Below are 21,881 nucleotides of genomic sequence, written 5' to 3' on the forward strand. Positions count from 1 at the left end.
CCCTCACCCTAACGGCGCGACGGGCCGGCCGCCCGGTTCCGCCACCAACCGGCGGGCCGAATACTCCACCCCGTCCCCGGTGGTCCGGCAGCCGTCCAGGTGTCCGCCGGCCGCGCCCAGCTCGTGCAGGAAGCGCAGTTCATCGCCCCCGCCGGCCGGTGGGAAGATGCGCCGCACCTCGACCGTCGGCCGGCCGGCCAACGCCACCCGGGCGTCGCGCCCCTCGGCGTGCCCGGCGGTCAGGGTGGCCCGGTCCCCGGCGCGCAGCGCGGCGGCCAGCTCGTCCAGGACGGCGGTCACCGAACCCAGCGCGGCCAGCACCTCGGCCCGGTTGCCGAGCAGCATGTTGGCGGTTCGCTCCGGTGGCGTCCCGGCGACCCGGGTGCCGTCGGAGAAGCTGCCGGCGGCCAGGGCGAGGACCGCGTCGCGCAGCGGCGAGCGTTCGGCCGCCCCCGCCAGCGCCCCGGCGAGCAGGTGCGGTACGTGCGAGGCGAGGGCGACGACGGCGTCGTGCCGGTCGGCCGCCATCGGCACCACCCGGGCGGCGAAGACGTCCATGACCAGCGCGGCGAGCCGGCGGAACGCGGGCAGGCCCGGGCCGGGGGCCGGGCAGAGCACCCAGGCGGCGTCGTGGAAGAGCTCGGGCAGGGCCGCGGTGAGCCCCGCCCGGTCCGTGCCGGCCATCGGATGCCCGGGGACGAACCGGTGGGTCAGCCCTCGCTCGGCAGCGAACGCCGCCAGCTGCGCCTTGGTGCTCCCGACGTCGGTGAGCAGGCAGTCCTCGGCGGTCGCCGCGGCCACCTCGACCAGCGTCGCGGGCAGGGTGGGCAGCGGCCCGCAGAGGAAGACCACGTCCCGGTCGGCCACCGCGTCGGCCAGCCGCTCCACAGCGGGTACGCCGAGCTCGCGGGCCCGCCGGCGGGTCGCCCCGTCCGGGTCCCAGCCGGCCACGTCCAGGCCGGCGGCGTGCAGCCGGAGCAGCACCGACCCGCCGATCAGCCCGGTGCCGACCACCGCCGCCCGCAGCCGCGTGTCGGCCCCGCCCATCGTGGGTCAGCCCTGCGCGAGGCGCGCGGCGACCGCCGCGACGTGCGCGTCCGACTCGGTCAGCGCCGCCCGCACGTGCTGGGCGCCCCCGGGGCCGTAGAAGACGCCGGCGGCGACCAGGATGCCTCGGCGGGCCAGCCAGTCGACGGTGGCCCAGCAGTCCTCGCCCCGGGTCATCCAGAGGTAGAGCCCGGCCTCGGAGTGCTCGACCGTGAAGCCCGCCCGAGTGAACGCGGCGAGCAGGGTCTCCCGCCGGGCCCGGTAGCGTTCCCGCTGCTCGTCGGCGTGCGTCTGGTCGGCCAGCGCGGCCACCATGGCGGCCTGCACGGGCGCCGGCACGATCATCCCGGCGTGCTTGCGGATCTTCAGCAGCTCGGCCACCAGGGCCGGGTCGCCGGCGACGAAGCCGGCCCGGTAACCGGCCAGGTTGGAGCGCTTGGAGAGCGAGTGCACCGCCAGCACCGAGTCGTACGACCCGCCGCAGACCTCGGGTGAGAGCACCGAGACCGGCGCGGCGTCGGCCGTCCAGCCCAGCGGCAGGTAGCACTCGTCGCTGGCCACCACGGCGCCGCGTTCGCGGGCCCAGTCGACCACCTTGCGCAGGTGGGCGACGGGCAGCACCCGCCCGGTCGGATTGCCGGGCGAGTTGACCCAGACCAGGCGTACCCGGGGGGTCGGGCCGAGCGCGGTGAGCGAGTCGGTACGGACCACGGTGGCGCCGGCGAGCCGAGCCCCGTCGGAGTACGTCGGGTAGGCGATCGACGGCACCACGACCACGTCACCGGGGCCGATCCCGAGCAGGGTGGGCAACCAGGCGACCAGTTCCTTGGAACCGATCGTCGGCAGCACGCCGAGTGCGTCGACACCGGCGCCGCAGGCCCGGGCCACCCAGGCGGCGATGGCGTCGCGCAGCGCCGGGGTGCCCGCGGTGAGCGGGTACCCCGGGGCGTCGGACGCGTCCGCCAGCGCCCGCCGGATCACCGGGGGAACCGGATCGACCGGCGTGCCCATGGAGAGGTTGATCAGGCCGTCCGGGTGCGCCGCGGCCAGGGTGGCCGCGGCGTCCAGGGTGTCCCAGGTGAACTCGGGCAGCCGTGCCGAGACCGGCGCGGGCCGGTTCAGTTGCCCTCTCCGCGCGGCGGCTGGGCGGCGACGAACGTCGCGTCCTTCTCCACCTTGCCGATCTTCGAGGCACCACCCGGCGAGCCGAGGTCCTCGAAGAACTCGTAGTTGGCCGCGGTGTAGTCCTTCCACTGCTCCGGGACGTCGTCCTCGTAGAAGATCGCCTCGACCGGGCAGACCGGCTCACAGGCACCACAGTCGACGCACTCGTCGGGGTGGATGTAGAGCATCCGATTGCCCTCGTAAATGCAGTCGACCGGGCACTCCTCGATGCATGCCTTGTCGAGCACATCCACGCACGGCTCGGCGATGATGTAGGTCACCGGTCTTCTCCTCCGCAAGACTCGCCGCGATCACCCGCGACGGTAAGAGCCTAGTATCTCGCCGGGGGGGAGGTCGATCGTGCTCCGACAGCAAGATGTGGGACATCGCATCGTGGTCCGACGGGTGGTGGGCGTCCGCGCGGGTCGGCCCCTCTTCTCGGACGCTCTGGGGGAACTCGTCGAGCTGGACGAGACGCATCTCACGCTGGCGACCGGGCAGGGCCGGCTGCGGGTTCCGCTGGACGAGGTGCACCGCGCCAAGCGGGTGCCGCCGGCCCGCCGGCCCACCGCCACCGCCGTGGTGGAGCTGGAGTTGGCCGCCGACGAGGCCTGGCCGGCCGCCGTCCGGGGCCGGCTGGGCGACTGGCTGCTGCGCGCCGCGGCGGGCTGGTCCGGTCGGGCCAACTCCGCGCTGCCGGTCGGCGACCCGGATCGTCCGCTGTCCGCCGCCCTCGACGCGGTCGAGTCCTGGTACGCCGACCTCGGCCAGCCGGCGATGGTGAACACCCCGCTCCCGCTGGCCGCACCGGTCGGCGCCGAACTCGACGCCCGGGGCTGGGACGCCCGGCCCCTGGTGCTGGTGCAGACCGTGCCGCTGGCGGCGCTGCCGCCGGCCCCGCCGGTCGCCGCCGACGCGCCGCCGGTCGAGCTGGCCGGCACGCCGTCGGAGGACTGGTTCGCGGTCGCCGCCGGCCGTAAGGGCGACCTCCCGGACGCCGCCCGGCAGGTGCTCACCGCCGTGGACCGGGTCCGCTTCGCCCAGGTGTACGCCGACGGCACGCTGCTGGCGACGGGCCGGGGCACCGTCACCGGGCAGGGCCGCTGGCTCGGGCTCAGCCTGATCGAGGTGGCGCCCGGGGCACGGCGGCGCGGGCTGGCCCGCCAGGTGGTCAGGGCGCTGGTCGAGTGGGGCCGGGCGGAGGGCGCCACGCAGGCGTTCCTCCAGGTGGAGCAGCGCAATACGGCGGCGGTGGGGCTCTACCGGTCGCTGGGTTTCACCACCCACCACACCTACCTGACCCGGGTCGCCCCACCGGCCTGAGCGCCCCTCAGCGGCGGACCACCCGCCGCGGCCTGGCCGCCTTGATCTCGGCGTACCGCTTGAGCTGCTGCGAGCGGTGGTCGAGGCCGAGCGCGGTGAGCACCAGGTACCCGACGGCGACACCGGCCCCCGTGGCCAGCAGGTACAACCAGATCTGGGCGAAGAAGAGCCCGGCGCCCCCACCGAACGGGTTGTCGCCGACCAGCAACGGCCCCACCAGCACGGTCAGCGCCAGCGCGATCAGCACGGCCGCGCCCACGTCCGCGCCCCAGCTGCCGGCCGGACGCTCCCGTCCCTGGGCGAACACCACCGCGGCGAGGATCAGCCCGAGCACCACGAACATGCCGAGCGAGACCCGGTCGGCGGCGGTGTCGTTGCCGTCGAAGCCGAGTTCGATGATCACCCGAGCCACCACGTTGACCGCGAACAGCGCTCCCGCGAGCACGCCGATCGTGCGCCACCGATCCCTCATCGCACGCCTCCCGCCGTACCGCCCGCCCCCACGGCGGGCCTTCTGGCAGGAATGTCTACCACCACAGGCAACGCGTCGTCATCACCCGTCGTGACGACCCTGCGTCGGGCCAAGGATCTGCCGGAACGCCATCACCGCGAAGGTCATCGCCCCGCAGGTGATCATGGCCAGCCCCACCCAGTTGTCCCCGGCGACGAGCAGGTCGCCCTCGGCCGTGCGGACCGCCGCCAGGGCCATCAGCGCGAACCAGGGCAGCGCGGGCAGCGCCACCGCCCACTTCCGGCCGACCGTCGCGTACGCGAACCAGCCCAGCGCGATCGCCGCGCCGATCGTCACCGGCACCGACACCCCGACCAGGTGACCGCCCGCCCGTACCGTCGACAGCCCCAGGCCGAGCAGCGCGGCGAGCACCCCGCCGACGACCGAGACCACCCCTCCGGCCACCCGCAGGGCGGCGTCGAGCAGGCGCTGCACCTGGCTCGGGGACGGTGGCGGGACCTCGTGCTCGACGAGCGGCATCGGCGCGGCGGGCAGGGTCACCGGAGCCCGGCCGCCGCGACCGGGGTGCGGTCCGGCCCGTCCGTCACCAGCCCGGCGAAGAGGTCGTCCTCCCAGCCGTACGGGCCCCGGCCGGGGCCCTTCTCCCCCACCGCGAGGGTGAAGTACTCCACGCCCATGAACTCCGCGCCGAAGTTGCCGGCGATCGAGTAGAGCCACGAGGTGGCCGGGATCTGGGTGGCGTGCGCCCGCATCGCCGCCTCCTTGGCGAGATGCTGCTCGGTGGCGTCGATCCGGGCGGCGATCTCGGCGTCCGGGGTGCCGAAGGGCAGTTCGTCGACGCTCTCGATGCCGTCGAAGGGGTTGTCCGACGACTCGGTGAACTGGTCCAGGCCGGCCTCCAGGACGCTGCGCGGCATCGCCGTCCAGTAGACCTTGGCCGGGGCACAGCCCTCGGCGGCGGCCAGCTCGGCCGCCCGCATCGCCACCCGGTGGGCCTGGATGTGGTCGGGGTGGCCGTAGAAGCCGTTCGGGTCGTACGTGATCATGACCTGCGGCCGGACCTCGCGGATGACCTCCACCAGATGCCCGGCGGCCTCGTCGAGGTCGGCCTGCCAGAAGGCCCGGGGGTGCTCGTTGGTGGCCAGCCCCATCATGCCGGAGTCGCGGTAACGGCCGGCGCCGCCGAGGAAGCGGTGGTCGGTGACACCCAGGGCGGCGCAGGCGGCGGCCAGCTCCCCGATCCGGTAGCCGCCGAGCTGGTCGGCCTCGGCCGCGCAGAGCTGCGCCAGCTCCGGCACGTGGATCTCACCCTCCTCGCCGAGGGTGCAGGTCACCAGCGTGACGTGGGCGCCGGCGGCGGCGTAGTGGGCCATCGTCGATCCGGTGCCGATGGACTCGTCGTCGGGGTGCGCGTGGACCAGCAGCAGGCGTCGGTCGGGCAGCGTCGTCACGGGCGTCACTCTATCCGGCGGTTCTGGCCGTCCGAGGGTTACGCGTCCGCTCAGGTCGGCCACATCACGCCGGAGGCGCCCCTACGATCCGAAGCGTGGACTTTCCCGAGCTGGCCGCCCGTACCCGTCGGTTCAGCCACGGGGCGCCGCGCGCCGTCACCGTGGCGGACGACGGCTCCCGGGTGGTCTTCCTCCGCTCGGGCGGCCCGGAGGATCCGGCCGAGGCGCTCTGGTCGCTGGACGTCGCCACCGGCGAGGAGCGGCTGGTCGCCGACCCGAGGGCGCTGCTCGGCACGGACGAGGCGGCCACGCCCGCCCCGGGCGAGCGGGCGCTGCGCGAGCGGCTGCGGCTGAGCACCGCCGGCATCGGCTCGTACGCCCTGGACGCGGCCGGCCGGGTGGCGGTCCTGCCGCTGGGCGGACGGCTGTTCCGGGCCGACCTGGTGCACGGCGACGTGGTGGAGGTGGCCACCGTCGGGCCGGTGATCGACCCGCGCCCCGACCCGACCGGCGAGCGGTTGGCGTACGTCACGGACGCCGCCGAGGGGGTGCGCCGGGGGCAGCTGCGGGTGGTGGAGCCGGACGGCACCGACGTCCTGCTGGCCGGCGAGGACTCCGGGGTGACCTGGGGGCTGGCCGAGCACGTCGCGGCGGAGGAGTTCGACCGCTTCCGCGGCTACTGGTGGGCGCCGGACGGCCGGTCCGTGCTCGCCGCCCGGGTCGACGAGAGCCGGTTGCCGCGCTGGTGCCGGCACGACCCGGCGGATCCGGAGAGCCCGCCGAGCAGCGTCGCGTACCCCCGGGCGGGCGGCCCGAACGCCGAGGTCAGCCTGCACCTGCTCGACCTCGACGGCGGTTGGGTCGACGTGCACTGGGACCGGGAGACCTACCCGTACCTGGCGTCGGTGAGCTGGGCCGACGGTGGCCCGCTGATCACGGTGCTGCGCCGCTCGCAGCAGCACGGCCTGGTGCTGGCGGTCGATCCGCGCACCGGCGAGACGCAGGTGCACGCCGAGTTGGCCGACCCGCGCTGGGTGGAGCCGATCCCGGGTACCCCGGCACACCTGCCGGACGGCCGGGTGCTGGTCGGCGGCGAGCTGGCCCACGACGGGTACGACGCCCGCTGCCTCTTCGCCGACGGCACCCTGCTCACCCCGCCCTCGCTGTACGTCCGCCGGGTGGTGGGGCGGCTGCCGGGCGGCGGTGGCCCGGCCGACCTGCTGGTGGAGGCGAGCGAGGGCGAACCGAGCCAGCGCCACCTCTACCGGGTCCGCACGACGATCGGCGGCGGCGTGGACGTGCGCCGGATGAGCGCCACCCCGGGCTGGCACACCGCCGCCGTCGGCGGGGACGTGCTGGTGGTGGGCACCGCGTCGCTCGACGAGGCGGGCACCAGTTGGGTGGTGTGGCGCGGGGACCGGGAGGTGGCCCGGCTGCGTTCGCTGGCGGCCAACCCGCCGTACGCCCCGCGGCCGATGCTGGTCCGGGTGACCGACCGGCGGCTGCCCACCGCGGTGCTCTACCCGACCGACCATGTCAAGGGCACCCGGCTGCCGGTGCTGCTGGACGTCCACGGCGGCCCGGGCCACCAGGAGGTGGTGGCCGCCCGGTCGGCGTGGCTGGAGCGGCAGTGGTGGGCCGACCAGGGCTTCGGGGTGGTGACCATCGACAACCGGGGCACCCCGGGCATCGCCCCCTCGTTCGAGAAGGCGGTGCACCGGCGGCTGGCCGACGTGATCCTCGCCGACCAGGTCGACGCCCTGACCGCGCTGGCCGGCAAGCACCCGGACCTGGACCTGGAGCGGGTGGCGGTACGCGGCTGGTCGTTCGGTGGCTGGCTGGCCGGGCTGGCCGTGCTGCGGCACCCGGAGCTGTTCAGGTGCGGCATCGCGGGGGCCCCGGTCACCGACTGGTCCCTGTACGACACCGCCTACACCGAGCGCTACCTCGGGATGCCGGACGACGGGATCGACGTGTACGGCCACCATTCGCTGGTGGAGCTGGCCGCCGAGCCGGTGGTCGACCGGGAGCAGGCCCGGCCGCTGCTGCTGGTGCACGGTCTGGCCGACGGCAACGTGGTGGCCGCGCACACGCTGCGGCTCTCGGCGGCGCTGCTGGCCGCCGGTCGCCCGCACGCGGTGCTGCCGCTGACCGGGGCGACCCACCTGGCGGCAGGTGGGGTGTCGGAGCGGCTGCTCCGGCTGGAGCTGGACTTCCTGCGTACGCGCCTCTAGGCGGAACGGACGGGGGCCCCGGTCGACATCGTTGTCGACCGGGGCCCGTCCGTGGTGCGGGTGCTGCTTGACCTGCGGGTGTTACGGCTTGACGTGCGCGTTGACGAAGGACGGGTAGCCGAAGACGCTGGAGATGAAGACCCCGCCGGCCTTCGACCCGTGCGCGGCGTAGGCCACGTCGACGAAGAGCGGCACGACGGGGGCGTGCTCCTTCATGATCCGCTCGTCGAGCTTGCCCCACTCCGGGCCCTGCTGGGCCGGGGGAAGGGCCAGGATCCGGTCCATCTCGGCGTTGATCGCCGCGTCGTTGAAGTACGACTGGTTGCTGTTGCCCTCGGCCTTGATGGAGCGGCCGTCGTAGAGCACCGGCAGGATGGACGCGCCGCTGGGCCAGTCCGCCGCCCAGTTACCGATGTACAGGTCCCAGGGGTTGTCCTTCTTCTTGATCTCGTCGAGCTTCGCGTCGTCCGGGATGTTCCGGACGGTGATCTTGAAACCGGCGCGCTCCAGGTTGCCCTTGAGCTGGGTGGCCATCTGCTGCTCGGTGGTGTTGTCGGCGACGCCGAGGACCAGCTCCGGGGTCTGCCCGCCGAGCAGTTCCTTGGCCTTGTCGACGTTGCCGTTCGCGCCCGCCGGGTAGGCGTCGTACGCCTTGTAGCCGATGGTGGCCGGCGGCATCAGCGTGGTGAGTGGCTGGGCCACGGTCTGCCCGCCGAGCGCCTTGATCAGGCCGTCCCGGTCGATGGCGTAGTTGAGCGCCTGGCGGACCTTCAGGTCCTTGACCCGCTGGGTGTTGATGACCAGCTGGTTGGCGCTCGGCGTCGGGGAGAGGATGGTCCGCTGCTTGAGCGCCGCGTCCTGGGCCACCCGGGCGACCAGGGAGGCGGGCACGAAGTTGAAGGAGATCGCGCTCTGGTCGGCGCCGTTGTCGGCGATCACCCGGTTGACCGCCGCGTCCGCGGTCGGGCCGAAGGTCCAGACGAACTGGTCCGGGTACTGGTGGCGCACCGGGTCGGTCTTCGGGTCCCAGTGCGGGTTCCGGTCGAGGGTGAGCTGCACGCCGACCTGGTTCTTGGCGACCTTGTACGGCCCGGACGAGAACGGCCTGGCGTCCAGGTTGACGCCGGTGTCCTGCTCGGGCTTGAGCGGGGCGGTGGTCGGCAGGGAGACCGCGAACGGCAGGTCGCAGCGGGGCTTGGCGAACTCGAAGCGCAGGGTCTTCGGATCCGGCGTGCTCAGGCCCGGCGGCAGCGAGGTCTTGTTCGCCTTGAAGTCCCACCTGGTGTCGTACTGCGCGGTGTCGGCGAGCCATTCCTGGACGTACGTCGGGCCACCGGTGAGGTCCGGGTCGAAGGAGCGGGCGATGCCGTAGGCGATCTCCTTCGAGGTGATCGGCGTGCCGTCCTCGAACTTCACCCCGTCCTTGACCTTGAACTCCCAGACCTTGCAGTCGTTGTTGACGTTGGTGCCGGGCGTCTCGGCGAGGTCACCGACGAGGACCAGACCACCCTTGCCGTCGTCCTTCCAGGTGGTCAGGTAGCGCGCGAAGAGCGGGCTGGCCATCAGGCCGGCGAACGAGTACGTCCGCTGCGGGTCCAGATGGGAGATGGGGGTCTCCCGGATGATGGTGAAGGTGCCGCCCTTCTGCGCCCCCGCCACCTCGGCCGCCGGCCCCTGTGAGTCCTTGGGGTCGGTGGCGATGACGCCGGTCTGCTTCCGGTCGGTGTCCACCGTGGTGCCCTCGCCCGTGTTCTCCGAACACGCACCCAATGCCGCAACCAGGGCGATCGCGCCGCCTGCGGCGGCCGCTGCACGTCGTCGCATCTCCTACCTCCTCCACCCGGGTGCCGTCGGGCGTGAACGCCGACGTCCCGTGGATCGTAAAGAAGAAAACCTTCGAATTGTGTAACAGTTGTCGATAAATTTCGTCACCCGCCGGGCGGTCGACGGCCCCGGCGGCGGGCGTACGGTCAGCGCAGCCGGACCCGGGGGTCGATCGCCGCGTAGAGCAGGTCCACCAGGACGTTGGCCAGCACCACGAAGACCGCGGCGATCAGCACGGTCGCCATGATGGTCGGCAGGTCACCGGCGCGGACCGCGTCGACGGCGGTGCGGCCCATCCCGTTCAGACCGAAGGTGGTCTCCGTGATCACCGTGCCGCCGAGCGCGGCGCCGACGTCCAGCCCGGCGACGGTGACCACCGGGGTGATCGCCGCGCGCAGCGCGTGCCGGCCGTACACCCGGGGTTTGGCCAGTCCCTTCGCCCGCGCCGTCCGGACGAAGTCCTCCGACAGCGTCTCCAGCATCTGGGCCCGGGACAGCCGCGCGTAGATCGCGGAGAAGAGGAACGCCAGCGCCACCCAGGCCAGCACCAGCCCGCTGGCCCACCGCACCGGATCGTCGAGCAACGGGGTGTAGCTCGGCACCGGCAGCAGCCGCAGGCTGTAGACGAAGACCAGCAGCAGCACCGCGCCGACGAAGTAGAGCTGCAACGACGCGCCGGTCAGCGAGAAGCCGATCGCCACCCGGTCCAGCCAGGTGCCCCGCCGCAGTGCCGACACCATGCCCAGCCCCACCCCGAGCAGCAGCCAGAGCACCGCCGCCGGGATCACGATGCTCAGGGTCACCGGCAGCACCCGGGCGATGGTGTCGAAGACCGCCTCGTTCGACACGTACGACCAGCCCAGGCAGGGCGCGTCGCACCGGCCGCCCTGGGCGCTGCCCAGGTCCCGCCCGGTGACGATGCCCTTCATGTAGCCGGCGTACTGGGTGATCAGCGGGTCGCGCAGGCCCAACTCCTGGCGGACCCGTTCGAGCCGTTCCGGGTTGCAGTTCTTCGGGCACATCCCGCTGACCGGGTCCCGGGGCAGGGCGAAGAACATCAGGAAGGTGAGCACGCTGACCGCGAAGAGGGTGAGCGTGGCGGAGAAGAGCCGCTTGACCAGGAAACGCACCATCTCTCGGCACACCCCTACCGGGAGGACTTCGGGTCGAGCGCGTCGCGCAACGCGTCGCCGAAGAGGTTGAAGGCGAACACGAGCGCGAAGATCGTGACGCCGGGGAAGAAGACGTACGCCGGGTCGGTCTGCAGGTAGTCCAGGCTTCGGTAGATCATCCGGCCGAAGCTCGGCGTCTCGTCGGTCAGCCCGACCCCGATGAACGACAGCGCCGCCTCGCTGGTGATGTACGCCGGCACGGCCAGTGAGAACGACACCAGGATCGGCGCCCAGATGTTCGGCAGCAGCTGCCGGAAGAGCATGTGCCCGAGACCCGCCCCGGCGGCCCGGGCCGCCTCCACGAACTCCCGCTCGCGCAGCGCGATGACCTGCCCACGCACCAGCCGGGCGGTGCTGGTCCAGCCGAAGAGGGCGAAGATGGCGACGAGCACCCCGATCTGGAACGCGGGCGGCACCGCCTCACGCTGGCCGTAGAAGCGCAACGCGAGGGTCGGGGTCAGGGCCAACGCGATGATCAGGAACGGCATGGCGAGGGTGAGGTCGGTGACCCAGTTGACCACCGCGTCGACCCAGCCGCCGAGGTAACCGGCCACGGTGCCCAGCACGATGCCGATCGCGGCGGTGATGACCGCGGCGGCGAAGGCGATGAAGAGCGAGGTGCGCAGGCCGTGCACCATCCGGATGAAGATGTCCCGGCCGAGGCCCGGCTCCAGGCCGAACCAGTGCTCACCGGTGACGCCGCCGGCGTAGCCGAGCGGCATGCCGAAGCCGTCCAGCCGGTTCTGGAACTGCTCGCGCGGGCCGATGCCGTACGCCATCTCGATCAGCGGGACGGCCAGCGCGACCACCACGAAGAAGAGCAGCATCGCGCCGCTGACCACGGCCGTGCGGTCCCGGCGCAGCCGGGCCCAGGCCAGTTGCCCGGGCGACCGGCCGACGAAGCCCTTCTCCGCACCGGCGTCGCCGCCGGACTCGATCTCGGCCAGCGCCACGCCCTCCACCGGGGACAGGCTCACCTCGCCACCTCCTGCGCGTCCGGGCCCGCCGTCGCCGCCGGGTCCACGGTCTCGTCCCCGTCCGCCGCGACCGCGCGCTGCGCCGGTGCGGGCGCGGTCACCGGGCCGCTCTCCGGGAAGTGGCAGGCGGTGGCCTGCCGGCCGCCGTCGCGCGGCACCAGGGCCGGCTCCTCGGTGGCGCAGACGTCCCGGGCCTTCCAGCAGCGGGTACGGAACCGGCAGCCCGACGGCGGGTCCAGCGGCGTCGGGACGTCCCCGGTGAGCCGGATGCGCCCGCCCGGGCCGAGGGTGGTCACGTCCGGAATCGCCGAGAGCAGGGCCCGGGTGTACGGGTGCTGCGGGCGCTCGTAGATATCGGCGCGGTCACCGAGCTCGACGATCCGGCCCAGGTACATGACGGCGACGCGGTGGCAGAAGTGCCGCACCACGGCCAGGTCGTGGGCGATGAAGACGAACGCCAGCCCGAGGTCCCGTTGCAGGTCCCGGAGCAGATTGACGACCTGCGCCTGGATCGAGACGTCGAGGGCGGAGACCGGCTCGTCGGCGACGATCAGCTTCGGCCGCAGCGCCAGCGCCCGGGCGATGCCGACGCGCTGGCGCTGACCGCCGGAGAACTCGTGCGGGTACCGGTTGTAGTGCTCGGGGTTGAGCCCGACCAGCTCCAGCAGCTCCTGCACCCGCTGCTTTACGCCGCCGGGCGGGTCGATCCCGTTGACCTGCAACGGCATCGCCACGATCCGGCCCACCGTGTGCCGGGGGTTCAACGAGGCGTACGGGTCCTGGAAGATGATCTGGAGGTCCTGCCGCAGCGGCCGCAGCGCACGTCGCCCGGCGTGGGTGATGTCCCGCCCGGCGAACTCGATCGTCCCCGCCGTGGGTTCCAGGAGCCGGACCAGCATCCGGCCGGTGGTGGTCTTGCCACAGCCGGACTCCCCGACCAGGCCGAGGCTCTCCCCCGGCCGCACGTCGAAGTCGAGCCCGTCCACCGCCCGGACCAGCCCCCGGCTCCGGAAGCCGGTGCGGACCGGGAAGTGCTTGGCCAGCCCGCGTACCCGCAGCAGCGGCTCGTCGGCCCTCGTTTCCGTCATCGGGCCACCCCCGCGTGGGCGACGTCCTCGCGGTAGAGCCGGGCGCGCGTGTCGGCCGGCAGGTGACAGGCGACCAGGTGTCCGGCCTCTCCCGCTCCGACCAGCGACGGCACCTCGGTCCGCGATCGACCGTCGGTGCGCGCGGCGTACCGGCACCGGGGGTGGAACGCGCAGCCCGACGGCAGGTTGATCAGCGAGGGCGGGTTGCCGGGGATCGGCACCAGGTCCGCCGCCGCGTCGCCGTGCAGCGAGGGCACGCTCGACAGCAACCCCCAGGTGTACGGGTGCTGCGGCCGGCGCAGCACCTGCTCCACGCCGCCCTGCTCGACGGCGCGTCCGCCGTACATCACCAGCACGTCGTCGGCGACCTGGGAGACCACCCCGAGGTCGTGGGTGATCAGGATGATCGCCGAGTGGAACTCGGCCTGGAGGTCGGCGAGCAGGTCCAGGATCTGCGCCTGCACGGTCACGTCCAGCGCGGTGGTGGGCTCGTCGGCGATGAGCAGGTCCGGGTCGTTGACCAGGGCCATGGCGATCATCGCCCGCTGCCGCATCCCGCCGGAGAACTCGTGCGGGTACTGGTCGAACCGGCGGGCCGGCTGCGGGATGCCGACCCGGCCGAGCATGTCGACCGCCCGGCTGCGCGCCGCCCGCCGCCCGGCCCGGGGATGGTGCACCCGGTACGCCTCGGCGATCTGCCGTCCGACCGTGTAGTACGGGTGCAGGGCCGACAGCGGATCCTGGAAGATCATCGCCATGTCCCGGCCGCGCAGCCGGCGTACCTCCTCCTCGCGGAGGCCGACGAGCTGGCGGCCACCGACGGAGATCTGCCCGGTGATGGTGCTGCGCTTCGGGTCGTGCAGACCGAGGACGGCCAGCGAGGTGACACTCTTGCCCGACCCGGACTCGCCGACGATGCCGAGCGTGCGGCCACGCTGGACGGCGAAGGACACCCCGTCGACCGCGCGCACCACGCCGTCGGCGGTGTCGAAGCGGACCCGCAGGTCGTCCACCCGCAGGTAGGGGTCCTCGCCGGCACGCTGCTGCGGCACGACCGGCGGGTCGCCCGGTCGCGGCGGCTGTTCCGGACTGTCCACGCCCGCCTCCCCGAAAAGTTTGAAGGTAACCTACAACAAACTCACGAGGCTGAAAATAAGCTACATGCGGCGGGCTGTCAGGAGACCACAGCGTAACGACTCGACAACACCCCCGCAGCGGCCCTCCAATCGCACCGGAAGTACAGCTGGCTGAACCCGTCAGGGCGACGATCCGGCCGGAGGAACTGCTGCCCTGACGGATGTCGGTCGGCTCGCCTAGGGTCGGGCCATGACCGAGTTCGACGCGGCCACCGCCGCCGTCCAGGCCGCCCTCGACGCGGGCGCCCGGTACGCGGACGCCCGGGTGATGCACCGCCGCTACGAGTCCATGTCGGCCCGCAACGGCGCGATCGAGGAGCTGACCCGGGACGAGAGCATAGGGCTGGGCGTCCGGGCCCTGGTCGGGTCGAGCTGGGGCTTCGCCGCCGTACCCGACCTGTCGGACGCCGCGGCCCGCGACGCCGGCCGCCGCGCGGCGGCGATCGCCGCTGCGAGCGCGCGGGTGCCCGGCCCGCCGGTCGACCTGGTGCCCACCGAGGCGGCCGTGGCGAGCTGGGCCTCCGACTGCCGGATCGACCCGCTCGGCGTCGCCCTCTCCGACAAGGGGGACCTGCTGGTCGGGGCCACCGCGACGATGCGCGAGCACGGCGCCGACCTCGCCGAAGGGCTCTACCAGATCTGGGACACCGCCAAGTGGTTCGTCTCCAGCGAGGGGCACCGCATCGACCAGCGGATCCGCGAGTGCGGGGGTGGCATCTCGGCCACCTCCATCGGCGACGGGGAGACCCAACGCCGCTCCTACCCCAGCTACCGCGGCCAGTACGGCACCACCGGCTGGGAGCTGGTCGAGTCGCTGGGCCTGGCCGCGCACGCCGCCCGGATCGCCGAGGAGTCGCGGGCGCTGCTCACCGCGCCCGAGTGCCCGGCGGGCGAGACCGATCTGATCCTCGGCGGCGAGCAGCTCGCCCTGCAGATCCACGAGTCCGTCGGGCACGCCATCGAGCTGGACCGGATCCTCGGCTGGGAGGCCGCCTTCGCCGGCACGTCCTGGCTGGACCTGGCCCGACTCGGCTCGCTGCGCTACGGCTCCGAGCTGATGAACGTCACCATCGACCCGACCATCCCCGGCGCGTTGGGCAGCTTCGGTTTCGACGACGAGGGATCCCCGGCGGTGAGGCGGCACGCGGTCCGCGAGGGCCGTTGGGTGGGCGTACTCGCCGGCCGGGACTCGGCCGCCGTCGCCGGCCTGGATCACGGCGGCAGCGTACGCGCCGACGGTTGGGCCCGGCTGCCGATGGTGCGGATGACCAACGTGGGCCTGGAGCCGGGGCCGCACACCCTGGACGAGATCGTCGCCGCCACCGACGACGGGGTGCTGATGGACGTCAACCGCTCCTGGTCGATCGACGACCGGCGGCTGAACTTCCAGTTCGGCTGCGAGATCGGCTGGGAGGTGAAGAAGGGCCGGCGCGGGCGGATGCTGCGCAACCCGACGTACACCGGCATCGGCCCGCTCTTCTGGCGCTCGATGGACATGCTCTCCTCGGAGACGGTGGCCTGGGGCACGCCCAACTGCGGCAAGGGCCAGCCCGGCCAGATCGGCCACACCGGCCATCCGGCCGCGCCGGCCCGTTTCCGCGACGTGCGAGTGGGGGTACGCGCATGACCGAGTTGGACATCGCCGGCCAGGTCGTCGAGCTGGTCCGCCGCCTCGCCGGCCCGGCCGCCGAGGCCGAGGTCACGGTGACCCGCCGCGACCTGGCGCTGACCCGGTTCGCCAACTCGTTCATCCACCAGAACGTCGCCGAGTCCGGTGTCGGGGTGCGGCTGCGGGTGCACGTCGACGGGCGCACGGCCGCCGGCAGCGGCAGCCTGGTCGACACCGACGGCCTGCGCGCGCTGGTCGAACGGACCCTCACCGCGGCCCGGCTCTGCCCGCCCGACCCGGCCTGGCCCGGCCTGACCCCGCCCGCCCCGGTGCGCTCCGACGGGCGCGTCGACGAGGCCACCGCGTACGCCGAGCCGGACGCGCGGGCCGACCGGGTACGCGGCTTCGTGGACGCCGTCGGCGGGCTGGAGGCGGCCGGCTACTGCCGCACGTCGTACCGGTCGGGGGCGTTCGCCAACTCGACCGGGCACGCCGCGCTCGGCCGCGCGGTCGAGGCGGCGATGGACGGCATCGCCCGGGCCGGCGGCGCGGACGGGGTGGCCCGGCTCTGCGTCGACCGGCTCGCCGACCTCGACGGGGCGGCGCTGGGCGTGCGGGCAGCCGCCAAGGCACGGGCCGCCGCCGACCCGGTCGAGCTGCCGCCGGGCCGGTACGAGGTGGTGCTGGAGCCGGCCGCCGTGGCCGACCTGCTGCAGAACCTCGCCTGGTACGGCTTCAACGGCAAGCGGTACGCGCAGCGGCAGTCCTTCGCCGAGCCGGGCACCGCCCAGTTCGATCCGACGGTGACCCTGGTCGACGACCCGTTGCACGGTTCCACCCTCCCGTACGACCTGGAGGGCACCGCCCGGCGGGCGCTCACCCTGGTCGAGGCCGGCATGACCCGTGCGATGGCGCACGACCGGCGCAGCGGCGCGGAGGTGGGCACGGCCTCGACCGGCCACGGCATGCTCGGCGGGTCCACCTTCGGGCCACTGCCGCACAACGTCCGGCTCCTCGCCGAGGCGCGGGTGACCGACGAGGTCGCCGCATCCGGGGGCGGTGTGGCCGCGTCCCGGGGCGGGGGCACGGCGTCCGGCGGTCCGGGTCGGGTCGACGGCGCGGCCGTTCGTGGTCCGGGCGCCGGTGTCCCGGGTCCGGCCGGCAGCGGCGGAGACGGCCTCCCGGGCGGCGTGGCTCAGGCGGTGGCCGACGCGGACACGGCGGCCCTGGTCGCCGGGGTGGAGCGGGGGCTGCTGGTCAGCGACTTCTGGTACACCCGGGTGCTCGACCCGAAGAGCCTGGTGGTCACCGGCCTGACCCGTAACGGGGTGTGGCTGATCGAGGACGGCGTGCCGGTCCGGGCGGTCCGCGACTTCCGCTTCACCGAGTCGTACCCCAAGGCGTTGGGGCCGGGCCGGGTGCGCGGGCTGGGCCGGCGGCCGGTCCGCCAGCCCGACCGGGTGGACGGCGTCTGGTGGGAGGCGCCGCCGCTGCGGCTGGCCGAGTGGAACTTCACCGGCGGCGCGTCGGGCTGACGGCCCCGCCGACGGGCCGCCGGCCGGGGTTGCGACCGCCGGCCGGGGTTGCGACCGCCGGAGGCAGGGACCCGGGAGGTAGAGCATCCGCCGGGTACAGGCCGAGGGGGTAGGCATCCGCCCGGTTCAGGGGAACTCAGGGTAGGCATCAGCTGGCTACCGACTTGATCGCATGAATGGATCGCCTCGACGGACGATGTCGCCTGATCCATCCGTGCGATCAGGTCGGTAGCGTGCTCGCCCCTCCTCCGGATCCCCGTGGACACGGGCCGCCGGGCCGGCGTGGCCGCCATGCCGCAGGGCCCGCCAGACCAGACCCGCCAGGCCTCCAGGCCACCGGGCCGCCAGACCACTGGGCCGCCGGGCCGCCGGACCACCGGGCTGCCGGGCTGCCGGGCCGCCAGAACGCCGGGCCGCCGGGCCGCCAGAACGCCAGAACGCCAGAACGCCGGGCCGCCGGGCCGCAGGACCACCGGGCTGCCGGGCTGCCGGGCCGCCAGAACGCCGGGCCGCCGGACCACCAGAACGCCGGGCCGCCGGGCCGACATGACTGCCGCGCCGCGCTGGCGGGCGACGCAATGGCACCGGCGAGTCGCGCAAGCCGGTCACCGGAAACTGCGCACCGGTCACCGACCACGGACGGCGACCGGAAGATTGATCATGGTCCGGGTCTTTCCAAGCTGCGGGACACACGGGACACTGCGTTGCGCGGCCGGGCCGTGAAGATCGGCGTAACGTGTGTCACCTAGCTGCGCCGATTTGCCGGTGCGGCCGTTGGTGTGCGCAAGACGTGGCAGTGGACGCGCCTCTGGCCGGTCCGCTGACCGGTACGGAATGTGATCCGCCGCCCGTAAGGGCCCCGTCAGGGAGACGACTCGAATGACTTCAACGGCAACGAAGCCGCGGGGGGCGCGGGCACGCGCCGCGATCGCGGCGAAGACGTTGCGGACCGACCGCTGGTGGCTCGCCCCACTGCTGACCGTCGTCGGCCTCACCGCCTGGGTCGCGTACGCGACGGTCCGGGTCTTCATGCACAAGTGGTACTGGGTCGACGCGTACCACTACCTGACCCCGTTCTACTCCCCCTGCGTGACCGACCGGTGCGTCGAGGGCGCCTCGCACTTCGGCCGTTTCCTGCCCGGCTGGTGGATCATCCCGGACGCGGCGCTGACCCTGCCGTTCCTGCTGCTGTTCCGGCTGACCTGCTACTACTACCGCAAGGCGTACTACCGGTCGTTCTGGCTGTCGCCGCCGGCCTGCGCGGTGCCGGACGGGCACAAGGCGTACAGCGGGGAGACCCGGTTCCCGCTGCTCGGGCAGAACCTGCACCGCTACTTCTTCTACGCCGCCGCCATCATCTCGCTGATCAACACCTGGGACGCGATCCTGGCGTTCCACTCCCCGAAGGGCTTCGGATTCGGGCTGGGCAACATCATCCTGCTGGTCAACGTGGTGATGCTCTGGGCGTACACGATCTCGTGCCACTCCTGCCGGCACATCATCGGCGGCCGGCTCAAGCACTTCTCCAAGAGCCCGGTGCGGTACAAGGCGTGGACGTTCGTGTCCAAGCTGAACGTCCGTCACATGCAGCTCGCCTGGATCACCCTCGGCACCCTGGCCCTCACCGACTTCTACGTCATGGCGGTCGCGGCCGAGTGGATCTCCGACCTGCGGTTCATCAACTAGAGGGCGCCCCGGACATGACCAATACCACTCGCATCGAACGACACCACTACGACGTCGTCGTGATCGGGGCCGGCGGCGCCGGCCTGCGCGCGGCGATCGAGGCCCGGCTGGCCGGCAAGAAGACCGCGATCATCTCCAAGTCGCTCTTCGGCAAGGCGCACACCGTGATGGCCGAGGGCGGCGCGGCGGCCGCCATGGGAAACGTGAACAGCCGGGACAACTGGCAGGTGCACTTCCGCGACACCATGCGCGGCGGCAAGTTCCTCAACAACTTCCGGATGGCCGAGCTGCACGCGAAGGAGTCGCCGCAGCGGATCTGGGAGCTGGAGACGTATGGCGCGCTCTTCGACCGCACCAAGGACGGGAAGATCTCCCAGCGCAACTTCGGCGGTCACGAGTACCCGCGGCTGGCGCACGTCGGCGACCGGACCGGCCTGGAGCTGATCCGCACCCTCCAGCAGAAGATCGTCTCCCTCCAGCAGGAGGACAAGCGGGACCACGGCAGCTACGAGGCGCGGATCAAGGTCTTCGCCGAGACGACCATCACCGAGTTGCTGCTCGACGGTGACCGGGTCGCCGGGGCGTTCGGCTACTACCGGGAGTCCGGCGAGTTCGTCCTCTTCGAGGCGCCCGCGGTGGTGCTGGCCACCGGCGGCGTCGGCCGGTCGTACAAGGTCACCTCGAACTCGTGGGAGTACACCGGGGACGGGCACGCGTTGGCGCTGCGCGCCGGGGCCACCCTGATCAACATGGAGTTCCTCCAGTTCCACCCGACCGGCATGGTCTGGCCGCCCTCGGTGAAGGGCATCCTGGTCACCGAGTCGGTGCGCGGTGACGGTGGCGTGCTGAAGAACTCCGACGGCAAGCGGTTCATGTTCGACTACGTCCCGGACGTGTTCCGCAAGCAGTACGCGGACAACGAGGCCGAGGCGGACCGCTGGTACTCCGACCCGGACAACAACCGGCGTCCGCCGGAGCTGCTCCCCCGCGACGAGGTCGCCCGCGCGATCAACAGTGAGGTCAAGGCCGGTCGGGGTACGCCGGCCGGCGGCGTCTACCTGGACATCGCCTCCCGGCTGCCGGCCGAGGAGATCCGCCGCCGCCTGCCGTCGATGTACCACCAGTTCAAGGAGCTGGCCGACGTCGACATCACCAAGGAGCCGATGGAGGTCGGCCCGACCTGTCACTACGTGATGGGCGGCGTCGAGGTGGACCCGGACTCGGGGGCCGCGTACGGCACCGTGCAGGGGCTGTTCGCCGCCGGTGAGGTGTCCGGCGGCATGCACGGCTCCAACCGGCTGGGCGGCAACTCCCTGTCCGACCTGCTGGTCTTCGGCAAGCGGGCCGGTGGGCACGCGGCGTCGTACACCGATCAGCTGACCGCCCGCCCGAAGGTGTCGGTCGGCGCGGTGGAGACCGCCGTGGAGACGGCGCTGGCGCCGTTGCAGCGGGACACCGGCGAGAACCCGTACAGCCTCCAGCAGGATCTCCAGGCGGTGATGGGAGATCTGGTCGGGATCATCCGGCGCGAGGGCGAGCTGGTGGACGCCTTGAGCCGGCTGGCGGAGCTGCGCGAGCGGGTGGCGAAGGTCAGCGCGAGCGGCGGCCGGCGCTACAACCCCGGCTGGCACCTGGCCCTGGACCTGCGCAACATGCTGGTGGTGTCGGAGTGCACCGCGAAGGCGGCGCTGGAGCGGCAGGAGTCCCGCGGCGGGCACACCCGGGAGGACTTCCCGACCATGGACCCGAAGTGGCGGCGGGTGAACCTGGTCTGCGCGCTGGACGGCGACACGGTGCGCCTGACGCACAAGCCGCTGCCGAGGATCCGGCCGGAGCTGATCAACCTGTTCGACCGCGCGGAACTGGCCAAGTACCTGACCGACGAGGAGCTCGCCGAGTTCGACGCCCTCGCTGCCGACGCTCACGCTGAGAAGGAGCGCTGAGGAATGGGCAACAACGGTTCCCCGGCGGCCGGCAAGCCGGCCGCGAAGCGACAGTTCCGCATCTGGCGGGGCGACGAGACCGGCGGTGACCTGCAGGACTACATGGTCGAGGTGAACGAGGGCGAGGTGGTCCTCGACGTCATCCACCGGCTCCAGGCCACCGACGCGCCCGACCTGGCCTGCCGCTGGAACTGCAAGGCGGGCAAGTGCGGCTCCTGCTCGATGGAGATCAACGGTAAGCCACGGCTGAGCTGCATGACCCGGATGTCCACCTTCGAGGAGGGCGAGACGGTCACGGTCACCCCGCTGCGCACCTTCCCGGTCATCCGGGACCTGGTCACCGACGTCTCCTTCAACTACGAGAAGGCGCGGGAGACGCCGGCGTTCGCGCCGCCGCCGGGGGTGGCCCCGGGCGACTACCGGATGCAGCAGGTCGACGTGGAGCGCTCGCAGGAGTTCCGCAAGTGCATCGAGTGCTTCCTGTGCCAGAACGTCTGCCACGTCATTCGTGACCATGAGGAGAACAAGCAGTCCTTCTCCGGCCCGCGGTTCTTCATCCGCGCCGCCGAGCTGGACATGCACCCGCTGGACGCGAAGACCGACCGCAAGGAGTACGCGCAGGCGGAGCAGGGCCTGGGCTACTGCAACATCACGAAGTGCTGCACGGAGGTCTGCCCCGAGCACATCAAGATCACTGACAATGGGATCATCCCCATGAAGGAGCGGGTCGTCGACCGCAGGTACGATCCCCTCGTGTGGCTTGGTAGCAAGATCTTCCGTCGGGGTGACACGCCCCAGAGCACCGCGAGCAGCGCGGGGAAGGAGTCCGTGGTGCACAGCGGCGCTCGTCAGGCTGGGGTTCACTCGCACGCGGGAGGGTCGCACGACCCGGCCGCCGAGGTGCAGGCCCAGAAGGGCGTGAACTGGCACCGCGAGGTCCCGCACCCGACCGCCCCGGCGGTGGACGCCAGCGGCAAGCTGCCGCTGACGGAGCTGACCTTCGACCGCGCGGCGGCGCCGTCGCCGTTCGGTGACGACGTCACCTTCCCGCTGCCTCCGGAGCACCTCAACTTCGCTCACCCGAGCCAGGACGAGAAGCACTGAGCAGCACGACGACATTCGACGGGGGGCTCGCGGCTGACGCTGCGGCCCCCCGTCCCCTTTCCGCCCCCCTGCCGCATTCCGCCCACCCCGCCGACACCACGACCCGGGGGGCCGGG

At 72.8% G+C, this 21,881-nt stretch carries 18 protein-coding genes; 7 read left to right on the forward strand and 11 right to left on the reverse strand.

Annotation, left to right across the window (positions count from 1 at the left end; translation table 11 throughout):
• Positions 1 to 3: 3 nt before the first annotated feature.
• Genes GA0070560_RS00870 through fdxA form a run of 3 tightly spaced genes read right to left on the reverse strand, consistent with a single transcriptional unit; the run spans position 4 to position 2,492 of the window.
• The gene (locus tag GA0070560_RS00870) at positions 4 to 1,047 is read right to left on the reverse strand and encodes a prephenate dehydrogenase (RefSeq protein WP_091290029.1); all 1,044 of its coding nucleotides are present in this window, start codon (positions 1,045 to 1,047) and stop codon (positions 4 to 6) included.
• Between the two features lie 6 nt (positions 1,048 to 1,053).
• The gene (gene dapC / locus GA0070560_RS00875; RefSeq protein WP_091290832.1) at positions 1,054 to 2,169 is read right to left on the reverse strand and encodes a succinyldiaminopimelate transaminase; all 1,116 of its coding nucleotides are present in this window, start codon (positions 2,167 to 2,169) and stop codon (positions 1,054 to 1,056) included.
• On the reverse strand, positions 2,166 to 2,492 hold the full coding sequence (gene fdxA, locus GA0070560_RS00880; protein ID WP_091290031.1) for a ferredoxin: 327 nt from the start codon (positions 2,490 to 2,492) through the stop codon (positions 2,166 to 2,168). The genes dapC and fdxA overlap by 4 nt, the downstream gene beginning before the upstream one ends.
• A gap of 79 nt (positions 2,493 to 2,571) precedes the next feature.
• Between fdxA and GA0070560_RS00885 the strand changes: the two genes are divergently transcribed.
• A complete protein-coding gene (locus GA0070560_RS00885; RefSeq protein WP_091290033.1) occupies positions 2,572 to 3,534 on the forward strand; it encodes a GNAT family N-acetyltransferase in 963 nt (320 codons plus the stop codon).
• 7 nt (positions 3,535 to 3,541) lie between these two features.
• Here the strand turns inward: GA0070560_RS00885 and GA0070560_RS00890 are convergent, their stop codons facing one another.
• The 3 genes from GA0070560_RS00890 to mshB all read right to left on the reverse strand — a co-directional run bounded on the left by GA0070560_RS00890 (position 3,542) and on the right by mshB (position 5,466).
• A complete protein-coding gene (locus GA0070560_RS00890) occupies positions 3,542 to 4,006 on the reverse strand; it encodes a hypothetical protein (RefSeq protein WP_091290036.1) in 465 nt (154 codons plus the stop codon).
• An 81-nt stretch (positions 4,007 to 4,087) separates the two neighbouring features.
• On the reverse strand, positions 4,088 to 4,525 hold the full coding sequence (locus GA0070560_RS00895) for a hypothetical protein (protein ID WP_091290835.1): 438 nt from the start codon (positions 4,523 to 4,525) through the stop codon (positions 4,088 to 4,090).
• 17 nt (positions 4,526 to 4,542) lie between these two features.
• Positions 4,543 to 5,466, reverse strand: a complete 924-nt coding sequence (mshB, locus tag GA0070560_RS00900) for an N-acetyl-1-D-myo-inositol-2-amino-2-deoxy-alpha-D-glucopyranoside deacetylase (RefSeq protein ID WP_170839233.1) — start codon at positions 5,464 to 5,466, stop codon at positions 4,543 to 4,545.
• A gap of 86 nt (positions 5,467 to 5,552) precedes the next feature.
• Here mshB and GA0070560_RS00905 point away from each other — a divergent pair, with 86 nt between their 5' ends.
• The gene (locus GA0070560_RS00905) at positions 5,553 to 7,691 is read left to right on the forward strand and encodes a prolyl oligopeptidase family serine peptidase (protein ID WP_091290040.1); all 2,139 of its coding nucleotides are present in this window, start codon (positions 5,553 to 5,555) and stop codon (positions 7,689 to 7,691) included.
• A gap of 81 nt (positions 7,692 to 7,772) precedes the next feature.
• On the opposite strand, the gene GA0070560_RS00910 is transcribed toward GA0070560_RS00905, so the two are convergent.
• The 5 genes from GA0070560_RS00910 to GA0070560_RS00930 all read right to left on the reverse strand — a co-directional run bounded on the left by GA0070560_RS00910 (position 7,773) and on the right by GA0070560_RS00930 (position 13,804).
• On the reverse strand, positions 7,773 to 9,515 hold the full coding sequence (locus tag GA0070560_RS00910; RefSeq protein ID WP_091290043.1) for an ABC transporter substrate-binding protein: 1,743 nt from the start codon (positions 9,513 to 9,515) through the stop codon (positions 7,773 to 7,775).
• Positions 9,516 to 9,661: 146 nt separating this feature from the next.
• The gene (locus tag GA0070560_RS00915) at positions 9,662 to 10,648 is read right to left on the reverse strand and encodes an ABC transporter permease (protein WP_091290045.1); all 987 of its coding nucleotides are present in this window, start codon (positions 10,646 to 10,648) and stop codon (positions 9,662 to 9,664) included.
• Positions 10,649 to 10,662: 14 nt separating this feature from the next.
• Positions 10,663 to 11,664: an ABC transporter permease gene (locus GA0070560_RS00920; protein WP_091290047.1), complete on the reverse strand. Its 1,002-nt coding sequence runs from the start codon at positions 11,662 to 11,664 to the stop codon at positions 10,663 to 10,665.
• Positions 11,661 to 12,752, reverse strand: coding sequence for an ABC transporter ATP-binding protein (locus GA0070560_RS00925; protein WP_091290049.1), 1,092 nt, complete (start codon positions 12,750 to 12,752; stop codon positions 11,661 to 11,663). The genes GA0070560_RS00920 and GA0070560_RS00925 overlap by 4 nt, the downstream gene beginning before the upstream one ends.
• A complete protein-coding gene (locus GA0070560_RS00930) occupies positions 12,749 to 13,804 on the reverse strand; it encodes an ABC transporter ATP-binding protein (RefSeq protein ID WP_170839254.1) in 1,056 nt (351 codons plus the stop codon). The genes GA0070560_RS00925 and GA0070560_RS00930 overlap by 4 nt, the downstream gene beginning before the upstream one ends.
• 274 nt (positions 13,805 to 14,078) lie before the next feature.
• Between GA0070560_RS00930 and GA0070560_RS00935 the strand changes: the two genes are divergently transcribed.
• From GA0070560_RS00935 to GA0070560_RS00955, 5 genes are all read left to right on the forward strand, one after another.
• On the forward strand, positions 14,079 to 15,515 hold the full coding sequence (locus GA0070560_RS00935) for a TldD/PmbA family protein (protein WP_091290053.1): 1,437 nt from the start codon (positions 14,079 to 14,081) through the stop codon (positions 15,513 to 15,515).
• Positions 15,512 to 17,032 (forward strand): TldD/PmbA family protein, encoded by a 1,521-nt coding sequence (locus GA0070560_RS00940; protein ID WP_091290055.1) that lies wholly within the window; start codon positions 15,512 to 15,514, stop codon positions 17,030 to 17,032. Before GA0070560_RS00935 ends, GA0070560_RS00940 begins: the two co-directional genes overlap by 4 nt.
• Before the next feature lie 879 nt (positions 17,033 to 17,911).
• A complete protein-coding gene (locus GA0070560_RS00945) occupies positions 17,912 to 18,718 on the forward strand; it encodes a hypothetical protein (RefSeq protein ID WP_091290056.1) in 807 nt (268 codons plus the stop codon).
• 14 nt (positions 18,719 to 18,732) lie between these two features.
• Positions 18,733 to 20,661, forward strand: a complete 1,929-nt coding sequence (locus GA0070560_RS00950; protein WP_091290058.1) for a fumarate reductase/succinate dehydrogenase flavoprotein subunit — start codon at positions 18,733 to 18,735, stop codon at positions 20,659 to 20,661.
• A 3-nt stretch (positions 20,662 to 20,664) separates the two neighbouring features.
• Positions 20,665 to 21,765, forward strand: a complete 1,101-nt coding sequence (locus tag GA0070560_RS00955) for a succinate dehydrogenase/fumarate reductase iron-sulfur subunit (protein ID WP_091290060.1) — start codon at positions 20,665 to 20,667, stop codon at positions 21,763 to 21,765.
• Positions 21,766 to 21,881 lie beyond the last annotated feature (116 nt).

Source organism: Micromonospora halophytica, assembly GCF_900090245.1.
Lineage (GTDB): Bacteria > Actinomycetota > Actinomycetes > Mycobacteriales > Micromonosporaceae > Micromonospora > Micromonospora halophytica.

Excerpts from the sequence above, each read along its gene's own strand:
- GA0070560_RS00870 (WP_091290029.1), bottom strand. The coding sequence starts at position 1,047 with ATGGGCGGGGCCGACACGCGGCTGCGGGCGGCGGTGGTCGGCACCGGG.
- GA0070560_RS00890 (WP_091290036.1), bottom strand. The coding sequence starts at position 4,006 with ATGAGGGATCGGTGGCGCACGATCGGCGTGCTCGCGGGAGCGCTGTTC.
- GA0070560_RS00895 (WP_091290835.1), bottom strand. The coding sequence starts at position 4,525 with ATGCCGCTCGTCGAGCACGAGGTCCCGCCACCGTCCCCGAGCCAGGTG.
- GA0070560_RS00910 (WP_091290043.1), bottom strand. The coding sequence starts at position 9,515 with ATGCGACGACGTGCAGCGGCCGCCGCAGGCGGCGCGATCGCCCTGGTT.
- GA0070560_RS00915 (WP_091290045.1), bottom strand. The coding sequence starts at position 10,648 with ATGGTGCGTTTCCTGGTCAAGCGGCTCTTCTCCGCCACGCTCACCCTC.
- GA0070560_RS00925 (WP_091290049.1), bottom strand. The coding sequence starts at position 12,752 with ATGACGGAAACGAGGGCCGACGAGCCGCTGCTGCGGGTACGCGGGCTG.
- GA0070560_RS00935 (WP_091290053.1), top strand. The coding sequence starts at position 14,079 with ATGACCGAGTTCGACGCGGCCACCGCCGCCGTCCAGGCCGCCCTCGAC.
- GA0070560_RS00940 (WP_091290055.1), top strand. The coding sequence starts at position 15,512 with ATGACCGAGTTGGACATCGCCGGCCAGGTCGTCGAGCTGGTCCGCCGC.
- GA0070560_RS00945 (WP_091290056.1), top strand. The coding sequence starts at position 17,912 with ATGACTTCAACGGCAACGAAGCCGCGGGGGGCGCGGGCACGCGCCGCG.
- GA0070560_RS00950 (WP_091290058.1), top strand. The coding sequence starts at position 18,733 with ATGACCAATACCACTCGCATCGAACGACACCACTACGACGTCGTCGTG.
- GA0070560_RS00955 (WP_091290060.1), top strand. The coding sequence starts at position 20,665 with ATGGGCAACAACGGTTCCCCGGCGGCCGGCAAGCCGGCCGCGAAGCGA.